This window comes from Maribacter zhoushanensis, from assembly GCF_029350975.1.
In the GTDB taxonomy this organism is placed as follows: domain Bacteria; phylum Bacteroidota; class Bacteroidia; order Flavobacteriales; family Flavobacteriaceae; genus Maribacter; species Maribacter zhoushanensis.
Map to the genome: position 1 here is coordinate 410511 of NZ_JARKMR010000002.1, position 12777 is coordinate 423287.

Sequence of the window (12777 nt, forward strand, 5' to 3'; positions counted from 1 at the left end):
TGATTATAAATGATTTACAAAAATATTCCAGATAGCGAATGAAATATTATTTATTTTAAAATTTCGAATAGAATAAATTGATTGAGCTGAGGACCATAAAGACTAAAATTATTATCAGCTACCACGACTAATGATTGATTACCATTTTTAAAGTTTGGACCAAAAGTGATGCCTTCAATATTATCTACTATACCGTTGGTAAGTTCTTTACGAATATTCTCAAAATTGAACATAAGTTTTTTGGTTGCTTTAGTATAATTAGTTTCTTTTAAACTACTAATATTGCTAACATCCGTTGCATTGCTTGCATCCACATCGTAAATCTTAACGGTATTACCACCGTCGGTATATCCCATAGAATATGAACGTTCTAAAACAAAAAACTTATTTGTATCATATTCTAGAATCTCTACGATACCATTCAATTCAAAAGTAGCTCCGTCAGCTGCGGCACGAGCAACCTTGTCCAATTCATATACTATTTCCTTTTCTAAAAGCCCAGTTCCCTTGTTAAAAAAAGCAATTCTTACAGGTGAATCTGTTTCTTCTAAGATAGGTTCTTCACCATCTTCTTTCAACGGTAATTCCATTGCAACCCAATACCCTTTTTTATTGTGACTCAATGTAATGCCTTCAAATACACCATTATGACGTGGTCCTAAATTCGTATTAATATTTGGTAAGTAGCGGTTCGTTAAATCAAATTCCTTGACATAGACTCCGCTTGAATCTGAAATACGGACAAAGGGTTTTGTTCCATTCTTTATGTTTCCTTCACTTGTATAAATGAAGTATCCATCATCAAATCTTATAGATTCTGGGTCAACTGTTCCTTTAGAGAATAGGTTGCCGTTTTTATCCTTTAAATGAGTAACTGATGTTATATCAACGGAGTCAAATCCGTTGATATCATAAGAAAGCTTAGCAGTATAAAATCTAGAGTATTCACTATCATCACTTATGGCATACCAATTACCATTAGCATAATCAATTCCTGATAATCCCCCTACCCTTGTGTCTGCAAATGTAGTTGCGTCCGGTAAAACATATTCGTCTACAAAACGAAGTTTTAAATCGTTCTTAGTTTTTTTGACCTCATTATTGTATCGGCAAGAGATTACAGTAAATATCACTGTAAATATTATGAACGTTCCTGTAATTCTCTTCATTTACCAGTGCTTAATAACCAACCTTAATTCGTGTGAGTTTCTGAGATACAAAGGTAGCATCAAATTATAACAAGCTACGTTTTAATTAACCAATGTCTTTGTCAATGAAAGTAGTGCTTCAACTTTTTTAGCATCATAAGTATCTGGGTGTGCTTGTGCATATTCGCCTTTGTCATTGTCAAAATAAGCATAAGTTTTTGCTTTGTCCGTCATACTTAAATCATACAAAATATCTACACCTTTTTCTGCAGGAGACCAATGCTGACCATAAGCTTCTTTAGCCATTTTTGTATTTAATAAGGAACCAGGATTTACTGCTACAACAGAAATTGATGGTTCTTGTTTTGCTAAATAAAAACTCCACATTGTTAAGGCTAGCTTGCTTTGTGCATAAGCATCATTAGCTCCTAAACTAATACCGCCTTGTAATGCATTTAAAGAAACTGGAGATTGGGCTGCAGAACTAAGATTTACTATTCTAGGTGCATCTGTTTTTTTCAATAGCGGTAATACGGCATTTGTAAATTGATACGGTGCTAAATAATTCACTACTAAACGAACATCTACTCCATTCGTAGCAGTATGAATTTTAGCTTTAAAAATACCTGCATTGTTGACCAAAACATCAATTTTCGGCATTTTCTCGGTGACTTCTTTTGCCATCATTCTTACGTCTGACAAGTTTGAGTAATCGGCTAAAAAACCTACCACATTATCATTCTTTGATTCTGCTTTGATTTCTGTTACGGTGGCATTTAACTTAGCTTCAGTTCTACCATGAACCCCAACAAAATGACCTTCTTTTGCTAAGCGCAAGGCTAATAATTTTCCTATTCCGTCAGTACTTCCTGTAATTAATATATGTTTCATTTTTGCTTTTTACTGTTGATGAAATATGGGCAGAAATTTGTCTGCTATTTTTTATAAAGTTGTATCTATTTTACTTGTGGTCTTTTAAAAAGGTGCAAAGGTGTCTTTAGGACTGTTTGGTACACTCCAACGCTCACGAGCACTTATACTTTCTGTTGTAACAACTTTAGATGCTGAGTTATTTGCAATACCATAGCTACTTACACTGCCTCTTGGAATTTGCATGTGGTCTCCGTACAACCAAACTACCAAATTACTGCGTTGCCCACTGGTTATTGGGTGCGTAGCGTGCGCAACATTGCCTCTGTGAATTATTGCTTTGCCTGATTCAAAAGTAGTTTGTACCGTTTTTCCTGTGGTCTTATCATAGAAATCAACTTGTGAACCTGTGAATTTTTCATCAGGTAAGTTGATATTAATATTCAAGGTAGCAGCAGAAGCATCGGTATGGGCGTGCAAATCTTTGTCTTTATCCGGGTTATACTGAATAGAAAAGCCAAATGTTTGGTTATCATAACCATAAGTACCCAATAACAAACGAGCGATCGGACGCATATAACGATCCATGATTTCGTTATAAAATGCCTGAAAATTAGGTGCTGCAAGGTGTCCCTCTGAGCGTGGATCTAGCATAATCCCATAACGATTCAATTGAATACCATAAGGTGCACGTCTAGGGATTTCAGAATTTACAGTATCCTCTAAATACTTGCGAAATTCCGCTAAGCGTTCTAAATCAAAAAACTGAGCGGAATACACTCCAGGGATAATTTCTTCCCATAAATCAGCTACAGCATTTTCTTTTTCTGGATTTTCCCAAGCATCGTTTATCGCTTTTCTCAATTTTGGGTCAAGTAGCGTTTCATCAGGAATTAATAAACTGTCTTTGTTTTCAATTTCCCATTCTCTCCATGCATCTTCAAGTAACTCTCGGTTACTATTCCAAAATTGTGACACAGATGGATCACGGTTTAATGAAGCTTCGCGAGTTGGTACTGTAAGTGCACGAGCTTGTGCGAGTGCATTAGTATTTGTTGTTGTTGTTTTCATGATATATTTGTTTTTTACCAAAACCTCATTAAGAGCATCTTTTGGTTTTATTTATTTACTTATTCTGATAACAAAGGTAGTATGAGACACCAGTAATTTTTTGGTAGTAAAAACGGTTGTTTAGGTAAATTTCAAGGTTTTATTTTAAAGCAAAAAAATGCCCCATTTCTGGGGCATTCAACAAAACATATTAATCGGCATGTTTAGAGTTAGCAACTCTAATTCTCCTGAATATTTATTTACTATTATTTAGTTTTCAACCACAACTTTACCTATAGCTGTACCACTGGCTAAGTGTGCATATGCATCACCAACTTGCTCTAATGAAAATTGATTTTCATCTACAACTGGCGTTAAGTGCCCTTCATTGGAAATTTTAGCCAGTTTCTCCAAAATTTCGGCATGTTTAGCTCTTTTGAAGTTGTGTAACATGGGTATTAACATGAAAACTACGTGTAAAGAAGCTCCTTTAAAGTGCAACGGAGTTAAATCAATTTCTAACAAGGAAACCGTTGTAGAAATGTGTCCGTTTAAGGCAATTGCTTCCATAGAATTGGTCAGGTTTGCACCACCAACCGTATCGAAAATAACATCAAATCCACCATCTGTATATTTTGCTGTGTAATCTGCTACTTTCTCTGTAGTAAAATCAATAAAGGTTGCTCCAAATTTCTCAATAATCGCTTTTTGTTTGTCGCCTGTTCCTGTTGCAAAAACTTCTGCTCCAAAGTACTTCGCTAATTGAACCGCTAAGTGACCAACACCGCCAGAACCACCATGTATTAATACTTTTTTCCCTGATTTTACACCTGCTCTTGTTAACCCTTCGTATGCTGTAATTGCTACTAATGGTAAGGCTGTAGTTTCGCGCATCGTTAAGTCTTTTGGTTTGTGACCAATTAAACTACTATCGGCAACAATGTATTCTGTTAATGTACCAGGTAAATCTGCTAGTCCTCAAGCACAACCGTAAACTTCATCCCCAACTTTATAACCCTCTACTCCTTCTCCAATGGCTTCTACTTTTCCAGAAAAATCCATACCTAACAAGGCTGGTGCAGCCGGCGATAAAGGTAAATCTGCACCCATATTCTTAATCATCATATCAATAGTATTGACACTAGATGCCGCTATTTTTACTAATACATGATTTGCTTTTACTGTTGGTTTTGCTATTTCTGATACTTCGAAATTTGCGCTTTCTCCGTATTCATTTAGTAACATTGCTTTCATATCTATTTTTTTTATTTCGTTAATTGTTGTTCGTTAATTGTTGTTCGTTAATTGTTGTTCGTTAATCGTTGTTGGTTTTTCGTTTTTCGCTGTGCGCTAGATGCTCCGCGCGGCACGCTTAACACATATTTTCAGATTGCGACCTGCGTATGGCGTTAAGCGTATTGCGCATGGCGCTCAGCGCCCTTAATTCACTTCTTGAATATCCATTACCATTTGTTCCCGGTTCTTTTGGTTGTCATGGTCAAATTGCGCTCCGTTATCGTCTGCATAAGCAAAACGTTTTATAGCCGGAGTTCTACTTGTTGCCTGAAACAATTGATATGCTTCTTCTTTTAAAGCTTCTTTTATCGGTAAATCTATAGAAGCATATACAGCACTTTTAGAAGCTGCAATAGAATCTGCTGGAAATTGAGAAATACGTTGTGCCAAAGCATCTACATAAGCACCAATTTCATCTGCGTCTAAAGCTTTGTTTATAGTTCCGAATTTTTCAGCCTCATCTGCATCCCAATCTTTAGCACCTAAAATTATTTCTAATGCTTTTCCTAAACCTGCTTGTCTAGCCATACGTGAAGCTCCACCACCACAAGGTAAAATTCCCATACCAACTTCCATTTGCATAAATTTCGCTTTTCCTCTAGCTGCAAAACGCATATCTAAAGCCAACGCCATTTCGTGTCCGCCCCCTCTTGCAAAACCTTCAATTTTGGCGATAGTTGCTTGTGGCACGTTGCTTAATCTTTCTAATACGGCTTGTAGGTCCAATAACTGTACTTCGTTTCTTGGTACCGCTTCCATAGACATATCTCTAAGTAAGTTGGTATCATAATGGCATACCCAATATCCCGGATTTGAAGATTCAAAAACCACAACTTTTACGCTTCTATCACGCTCTAATCGTAAGCATAAACTGCTTAAATCTGCCAGCATCTCTTGTCCCTGTACGTTTACGGGTCCGAAGTTGATGTCAACTGTTAAAATTCCGCCTTTTTGTTCTGCTGTAAATGTTTGAAAGTTCTTGTAGTCCATAATATTATATTTTGGTTGATATTCGTTCTGTATTAATTACAGTACAAAGATATCTGGGGACGCAAGTTTCAAATGGGTAAAAAACAAAGTGGTTTTGGTAAAAAATGAGGTAAATGCTACTTTTTCAAGTTTAAGTAAGTAATTTAATTGGCTTTATAATCAAACTTTCTATGAGCACATCCTGTGAACCTGCACCACAGAATAAAAAAGAATTTATTTCTGATATAGGTGAAATACTAGTAAAAGATAATGGTAAGAAGAAATACTATACACCCGAAGAGGTGAAAAAAGCCCACCGAAAAAGTAAATGGTATGACTATGTAGATTTATCTTGTTGGGCAATGTCAGTTTTTACATCTCACGAAGCTTTTGATTTATATCATAAAGTTACAGGGGAAGCTTGTGATTATGTAGCTATGAAAACAGAAATGTTAAGTGGTTTATCAGTTTCTACGGCATCTAATTGGACAGATATTCCGGACTTGGATATTGATGCGTCTTGGTTAGATTTTGGAGATGTATTCGATGGAATATTTGAAGGCGTTGGAGAATTTATCTCTGGGATTTTCGATGGTATCTAGTTTGCCTGTGCAGCTATGTTAGCTTTAAAAGCCCCAATCGTCATTCCCTTATAACTTTGGAAAGTCTTGTTTAAATGACTGGAATCTGTAAAACCTAATTCCAACGCAATTTCTGAGAACTGCAAGTCCGTATATTTTAATCGGGTTTCTACAAGCTTCAATTTATAGTTTATGATATACTTCTTCAAAGAAACATCGGTATGCTTTTTAAAGTATTCACTCATGTAATTATCTGCCATATGAAATTCCTCTGCCAGACGCTTGGTAGTAAGTAATTCAGAATTGTAGATATTGGCGTGAATATAGTTGATGATTTGCTGAATCTTAGATGATTTAACCTCCTTAACGGTATCTGCCGTATTTATAAATTGAATGTTTCTGGCAATCAGATGTAGAATAACTGATACTGAGTTTTGAATGATAAAAATATCAAAGGTCTGCTCTCTCATATATTCAGTAGCGACCATATTTATTAAGGAAACCAAGTGCGACCTGTCAGATTCCGTTTCGAACTGCATTTCACGAAGTTCGTGGCTTTCGCTATTTAAAATTTCCTCAATTTTTCGAAACCAATCGTTAACGGGCAGTGTTTCGTTCTGTGTAGCTGTATTTCTAAAGAAGCTCTTTAAAAACTTAATGGCCACAGTAGTTGTGGCGGTTTCAGGGTTTACGATATAAATATCGTCAGGTATAAAAACAAAAACACTATTGGCAGTATAGGGAACAGTTTTACCATTGATCTTTATAGAACCTGTTCCCTTTTCAAAATATAGTATTTCAAAAAAACGAATAGTCGTGTATTTGCAAAATTCAAACAAGGTTTGTTCTTCGTATTTAGCAATTACAATATTTTCAATGATAGTACGTGCCATGGTGTAAAGATGCATTAATTTGTGGTAGTGGCAAATTTGTCTTGCGCCAAAAACTTATGAATATCGCTAACTACTATAGAGCCTTCACCAACGGCGGAAGCAACACGTTTTACAGAACCCGAACGCACATCGCCAACAGCAAAGAGACCAGGTAAACTGGTTTCAAACGTGTAGGGTTTTCGCTGATTGAATTCAGATTCATTTTTTAGTGCGTAGTCGCAAATGGAAAGTCCGGTATGGACAAAACCTTTGGCGTCGGTATCAATAATGGTATCTAACCACTCTGTACAAGGTTTTGCACCTACAAAAGTGAAAAGGTAACTAATATCATTTTCCACTAAAGTTTCATTTTTCTTGACTGTCACCTCTTCCAAATAGGTGTCGCCATCAACTTTTACAACATTGCTATTTGTCAATACTTCTATGTTTTCGCAAGCCATTATACGTTGAACCAAATAGTCGCTCATTTTAGCACCAATATCTTCATTTCTAATAATTACATAAACTTTATGCGCATAATTAGATAAGAATATTGCGGCTTGACCTGCAGAATTACCACCGCCAACAATACCAATGTCACTGTCTTTACACATATTGGCATGCATAGATGTTGCGCTATAATATACGCCCGCGCCTTCAAACTTATCTATATCTTGTAAGGGCAATTTTCTATACGCGGCACCTGTAGCGGCAATTACAGTTTTAGCTTTTATTGGAGACGTGTTACTGGCATGAACCTCGTAAATATCTGCTTTACGCTCTATACTTTCTACCCTGTGTGGAACTGAAATGGTGCAACCAAATTTTTGGGCTTGAATGTAACCGTTATTTGCTAAGTCTCTACCTGATATTCCAGTAGGGAACCCTAAGTAATTTTCAATTTTAGAACTCTTTCCTGCTTGACCTCCTGGAGAATTGCTGTCAATTGTTAATACCTTTAATCCTTCAGAAGCTGCGTAAACACTGGCAGCTAAACCAGCAGGACCGGCTCCTACAACCAACACATCATAAACTTCATCATCTAATTTAATTCTGACTCCTGTACATTCCCCTATTTCATCAATTGTTGGACGAATAGAAATTTCATTCTGACTATTTATTAAAACAGGTAGGTCATCAGTTGTCAAACTGAAGGTTTCTAACATTTGAACCAATCCTTCCTCTTTGTCAGAATCTATGTATTTATACCATATGTCATTCTTATCCATAAAATCACGGATGGCATATGTTTCATTTGAATGTTCAGAACCAATTAACTTAATTCCTTGAATACTGTGTTTTAACGCATCTTCACGTAGCAAAAAAGCATTAAGCAATACATCACTAATATCACTGAATTTGGCGATGGCACTTTTTAATTTTTCAGGTTTAATACGTAAAAGTTGTGTATTTTCTAAGGTCTCACCGCAAACACCTACTGTACGGTGCGAAAGTATACTGCTTGAACCTGAGAACTGATGCTTTTTATGAATAGTAAGATTATCATCTTTCTGATCTGGGTCAATAATTCTAATTCCGCCAGAGAGTACCACGAAGAAATCATAATGTTGATCTCCAAAATCTAAAACAACCGTTGGCTCTTTATAGGTTTCTATAGTACCATAAGTCTTTAACTTTGCTACTTGAGCATTCGTTAGTTCAGGAAATTTTGGATCGATCATATTGAATTGGTTTAGTAGTTCACAAAAGCTTCATCTTTATAACACCAAAGCCATCTTTCATTAAGTTCTGCAGAACTAATTACTGGATGGCCCGTACTCTTATAATGTGCAGTAGCATGTTTGTTTTTAGAATCGTCACAACAAAGCGTTTTACCGCAATCTTGGCAAGTACGCAAATGTACCCATGTGTCACCTAATTTTACACACTCTTCACAAATATGCTTTGTAGCAGTTTTTAACTTGGATATTGCATTGATATGACTACAAGTTTTCTGCTGCATAACTTTTTGGTGTTGTTAATCTGATTTTGATTATCAGTTACTTAGGTAAATTAACTTAAACTAGCTCGTAACATCCAAGCCATTTCTTCATGTTCTTGCAATAGACCTGTTAAAAAGTCTGCAGTTCCTACATCTTCTAAATCATCTTCTATAGTTGGTATGATTTTTCTAATTTCTACTATTATGGTGTCATGGTCTGCTAATAAGACTTTCATATAGTTTAAGCTAGAATTATCACCTTCTATCTCTTCTGATAAATGTGTTAACTGCAAAAATTGCTTTAACGTACCGGGTGCATAATGACCTATTTTTCTAATACGTTCTGCAACACCGTCAACAAATTCTTTGATAGTATTATAGTGGTCTTCAAAAAACACATGTTTGGTATGAAAATCGATACCTTCTAAATTCCAATGTGCTCTTAAGGTTTTTGTGTAGATTAAAAATTCGTCTGCCAATATTTTAGATAAATGCTCGGCAACTTTTGCTCTATTGTCTTCTGTAATTCCGATGTTTGTTTTCATTTTTTTATATTTAATATGTTATTCTTTCGTTCTATAAATTTAAAGAAAGAATCATAAAAAAGCGATTAACTTCAAGACAGTTAATCGCTCATTTAATACTAGTTTTGACGCAATAGAGAAAACAATTTTAATTGATTATAAAATGATTATCTAAAAGAAACACCTTCCACTACTGGTTTAAATCTGAAAATATAGAATGGTTTTGTAGATTGATCTTTACCCTCATTAAATGGAGCTCCTCTGTTTACTTGCGCTGCAGACACATACATATATCCATCTACATGGTTGTAACTTACACCATCTGGCCAGACCAATTTATCATCTTTTATCATAGTGTGAACACTTCGGTCTTTTGCTAGAACTACAGCAACACTCTTCGTTTCCAAAGCCGTTAAATATAGATTGCCTTCTTTATCAATAGACATTCCGCCATTGTTCGGTTTTTCTGAATAGGTTTCAATTTTGCTATCCAACAATGCCTCGGTCAAAGTCTCGTCTACAAGGTCTAATATTTTAACTCGGTAAATTTTGGTGCCGTTTAAAGGACCGTAATAAATATATTCAAAATTAGCATCAGCAGTAATTCCGTCATTCCCAATCAATAAATCTTTACCGTTTACAGCCAAATGCTTTTCGTCAATTACCGTTGGTGTATTTTCTGGTAAGGTTGTACGTGTACCTTCTAAAACACGACGTGTTTTACCAGTTTTCATATCAACAATAATAAAAGCTGCTTTGCTACCATCACCTCCATTGCCAATACCTTCATCTGCTATAATAAAATAACCGTTTTTGGTATCTACCACCATATCATTAGGTTGTGAGATTGCTGGCACTACTGATTTTGGTAAATAATAAATACGTTCTAATGAATTAGTTTGAGTGTTCCAGCCCACTATTTTTGGTGTTACGTTATCACGTTGTGCCATGTCTAGCATCCAGATAATTCCGTTTTCATCATTACGAATACCTAGAACATTGCTCAAATAATTATCATCCGTAGCTCTTGGCGTATTCCATTCCAAATTTGGAAACGGTGTGGTTGTACTTGTTTTTTTATCAAACTTGACCACTCTAATTTCTGGACCAAAAAATGGATGATGACTGTATACCAAATCGCCATCATTGGTGAAAGCAATATTCCCCACAGCTTGATCTACAGTAGCAAAAACTTCTGCTTTGGCTAACGTTTTCTGCGCATTTGCAGTCATAACAGAGAGTAGTATACTTAGTGAAATTAGTTGTTTTTTCATGTTATTCGCTTTTCTTCAAATAATCAGGCAACTCTTTAGAAAGCCAATCTTGACGAACAGGAACATGAACATCTAAATCCACCGTTTTTTCTAAAGCCCAAAATTCATGAGGTATGTTCTCTGGGAATACAATTACCTCTCCACCAGAAACAATAACAAACTTTTCTTTGCCGTCTATAATAGTCTTAATTTTAACCTTACCGGACATGATATAGGTAATCTGCTCGTTTGGATGCTTGTGCCATGGAATATGTGCCCCTTTTTCCAAATTGAAAATAGTCATTTGACCTTTTTCTCCATGAAACCATTTACGCTGAATACCTTTGCCAATAGTTTCTGATTCCATTTCATCAAAATTGAAATGCTGCACTTTTGAAGTCGCCACGGAATCAATCGTATTTACCTGTGCATTTGCCGAAGTACCAGCAAAAATTGCTGCTATAAGAAATATTTTAAGTGTAGTTTTCATTTTCTATTTAAATTATTGTACTCATTGCGTCTAAAATCCTTCTAAAACAATTTTACCTTTTGCTTTTCCTGTCTCTAAGAAAGCATGGGCTTTACGCATATTCTCTGAGTTAATGGTTCCAAAGTTTTCTCCTAAAGTGGTTTTAATAGTTCCGTTGTCTATCAATTTAGAAACCTCATTTAAGATGTTGTGCTGCTCAATCATATCTTCCGTCTGGAACATAGAACGAGTGAACATCAATTCAATATGAGTAGACACAGCCTTACCTTTAAAAGGCATGACATTAAATGACTTAGGGTCATCAATAAAACCAAATTTACCTTGTGGTTTTATCACTTTTACAATCTCGTCTGCATGCTGCTCGGTAGCATTTAAACTCACAATATAATCAGGAGCAAGTAGCTTATATTTTTCAAATTCCTCACTCAATTTATTTCTGTGGTTAATAACCGAGTCTGCACCCAATTCTTTTAACCAATCTGTAGTTTCTTCACGGGAAGCCGTTCCTATAATGTTCAGTTTTGTAAGCTTCTTGGCTAATTGTACTAAAATAGAACCAACACCACCTGCAGCACCAATTACTAGAATAGATTTACTGGCATCATAAGTTGCAACTTCTAATCTATCAAACAACATTTCCCAAGCCGTAAGAGAAGTTAATGGTAAAGCCGCAGCTTCAGCATAAGATAAGCTAGATGGTTTCTTGCCCACAATACGCTCATCTACCACTTGATACTGAGCATAACTTCCTTGTCTCGTGAAATCGCCCGCATACCAAACTTCGTCACCAACCTTAAACAACGTAACATCTTCTCCAACTTCTTTTACAATCCCAGTAGCATCCCAACCAATAATTTTCCAATCATCGCCTTCAACAGGCATACCTGCTCTTACTTTATAATCTGCCGGGTTTACGGAAATGGCTTTTATCTCAACTAGAATATCTCTTCCTTTTGCTTTGGGAGTATCTATTTCGATGTCTTGAAGAGATTTTACATCCTCTATTGGGAGGTTCTCCTTGTATCCTATTGCTTTCATATTAGCTTCGTGTTATTATATTAACGTGAAAATTTCACTTTCTGGTAATCTAGATTTAGGAGTTTTTTCAGTTGAATTAAAATCAGATTCAGCTCTATATCCTAAAGAAACAGCTACTAAAGAAGTGTATCCTTTTTCTCTTAAACCGAATTCTTCATCCAAAGCTTTTACATCAATACCTTCCATTGGTGTAGCATCAATTCCTAAACTTGCAACTCCCAATAAAAAGTTTCCAATGTTAAGATATACTTGCTTTTCCATCCAGTGTTGTAAGTCTTTTAAATCGTATTTATGAATACCTGTAAAAGCTTTTACAGCACCTAAAAATCCGTTTTTAATATCTTGGTTAGGGAATCTACCGCTTTCATCTTCTGTATCTGCAATATGCTGATAGTAGGTATCATCTGCATCAATTTTTGAACAAAATAAAACAACAGCTGAAGCATTAGTTACTTTTGGCTCGTTAAAACTAAAAAAACCTTGAGTCCCCTTAGCAATGCGTGCTTTACCTTCTGTAGTTTCAGCAACTATAAAATGCCAAGGTTGTAGGTTTACACTTGAAGGACTCATTCTTAACAAGTTTTTGACTTCTGCCATATCTGCATCAGAAATTTTCTTGGTGGTGTCGTATTCCTTTGTTGTGTATCTCCAGTTTAATGTTTCGTGTAAATTCATTTTTATATGTTTTAATAAGGTTAATCCTATTTATATGGCAAAGGTAAATAGGAAATAAAGTTTTTATAA

At 35.6% G+C, this 12777-nt stretch carries 15 protein-coding genes; 1 reads left to right on the plus strand and 14 read right to left on the minus strand.

The features are described from left to right. Window positions 1-50: 50 nt before the first annotated feature. The 6 genes from PXD56_RS08450 to PXD56_RS08475 form a co-directional block, all read right to left on the minus strand. A complete protein-coding gene (locus PXD56_RS08450; RefSeq protein ID WP_276492896.1) occupies window positions 51-1169 on the minus strand; it encodes an esterase-like activity of phytase family protein in 1119 nt (372 codons plus the stop codon). A gap of 81 nt (window positions 1170-1250) precedes the next feature. Further along, window positions 1251-2039 (minus strand): SDR family NAD(P)-dependent oxidoreductase, encoded by a 789-nt coding sequence (locus PXD56_RS08455; protein ID WP_276492897.1) that lies wholly within the window; start codon window positions 2037-2039, stop codon window positions 1251-1253. An 84-nt stretch (window positions 2040-2123) separates the two neighbouring features. After that, entirely contained in the window at window positions 2124-3089 is a 966-nt protein-coding gene (locus PXD56_RS08460; protein WP_276492898.1) for a 2OG-Fe(II) oxygenase, read from the minus strand. A gap of 249 nt (window positions 3090-3338) precedes the next feature. Then, window positions 3339-3962, minus strand: a complete 624-nt coding sequence (locus PXD56_RS08465) for a zinc-binding dehydrogenase (RefSeq protein ID WP_276492899.1) — start codon at window positions 3960-3962, stop codon at window positions 3339-3341. An 84-nt stretch (window positions 3963-4046) separates the two neighbouring features. Continuing rightward, window positions 4047-4322 carry an alcohol dehydrogenase catalytic domain-containing protein gene (locus tag PXD56_RS08470; protein ID WP_276492900.1) on the minus strand — a complete coding sequence of 92 codons (276 nt, stop codon included), beginning with the start codon at window positions 4320-4322 and terminating at the stop codon, window positions 4047-4049. 186 nt (window positions 4323-4508) lie between these two features. Beyond that, window positions 4509-5354 (minus strand): enoyl-CoA hydratase/isomerase family protein, encoded by an 846-nt coding sequence (locus PXD56_RS08475; protein WP_276492901.1) that lies wholly within the window; start codon window positions 5352-5354, stop codon window positions 4509-4511. 170 nt (window positions 5355-5524) lie between these two features. Between PXD56_RS08475 and PXD56_RS08480 the strand changes: the two genes are divergently transcribed. Further along, window positions 5525-5935, plus strand: a complete 411-nt coding sequence (locus tag PXD56_RS08480) for a hypothetical protein (RefSeq protein WP_276492902.1) — start codon at window positions 5525-5527, stop codon at window positions 5933-5935. Here PXD56_RS08480 and PXD56_RS08485 read toward each other — a convergent pair. The 8 genes from PXD56_RS08485 to nfsB form a co-directional block, all read right to left on the minus strand. After that, window positions 5932-6807, minus strand: a complete 876-nt coding sequence (locus PXD56_RS08485) for an AraC family transcriptional regulator (RefSeq protein WP_276492903.1) — start codon at window positions 6805-6807, stop codon at window positions 5932-5934. The genes PXD56_RS08480 and PXD56_RS08485 overlap by 4 nt on opposite strands. Window positions 6808-6821: 14 nt before the next feature. Further along, window positions 6822-8468, minus strand: coding sequence for an FAD-dependent oxidoreductase (locus PXD56_RS08490; RefSeq protein ID WP_276492904.1), 1647 nt, complete (start codon window positions 8466-8468; stop codon window positions 6822-6824). 11 nt (window positions 8469-8479) lie between these two features. Next, a complete protein-coding gene (locus tag PXD56_RS08495) occupies window positions 8480-8749 on the minus strand; it encodes a UBP-type zinc finger domain-containing protein (protein ID WP_276492905.1) in 270 nt (89 codons plus the stop codon). 50 nt (window positions 8750-8799) lie between these two features. After that, window positions 8800-9273, minus strand: coding sequence for a Dps family protein (locus PXD56_RS08500; protein ID WP_276492906.1), 474 nt, complete (start codon window positions 9271-9273; stop codon window positions 8800-8802). Window positions 9274-9419: 146 nt separating this feature from the next. After that, complete coding sequence (locus PXD56_RS08505; RefSeq protein WP_276492907.1) at window positions 9420-10526, minus strand: L-dopachrome tautomerase-related protein; 1107 nt, start codon at window positions 10524-10526, stop codon at window positions 9420-9422. 1 nt (window position 10527) lies between these two features. Beyond that, a complete protein-coding gene (locus PXD56_RS08510; RefSeq protein ID WP_276492908.1) occupies window positions 10528-10995 on the minus strand; it encodes a cupin domain-containing protein in 468 nt (155 codons plus the stop codon). Window positions 10996-11025: 30 nt separating this feature from the next. Then, window positions 11026-12033, minus strand: a complete 1008-nt coding sequence (locus PXD56_RS08515; RefSeq protein ID WP_276492909.1) for a zinc-binding alcohol dehydrogenase family protein — start codon at window positions 12031-12033, stop codon at window positions 11026-11028. A gap of 15 nt (window positions 12034-12048) precedes the next feature. Further along, window positions 12049-12708 (minus strand): oxygen-insensitive NAD(P)H nitroreductase, encoded by a 660-nt coding sequence (gene nfsB / locus PXD56_RS08520; protein WP_276492910.1) that lies wholly within the window; start codon window positions 12706-12708, stop codon window positions 12049-12051. Window positions 12709-12777 lie beyond the last annotated feature (69 nt).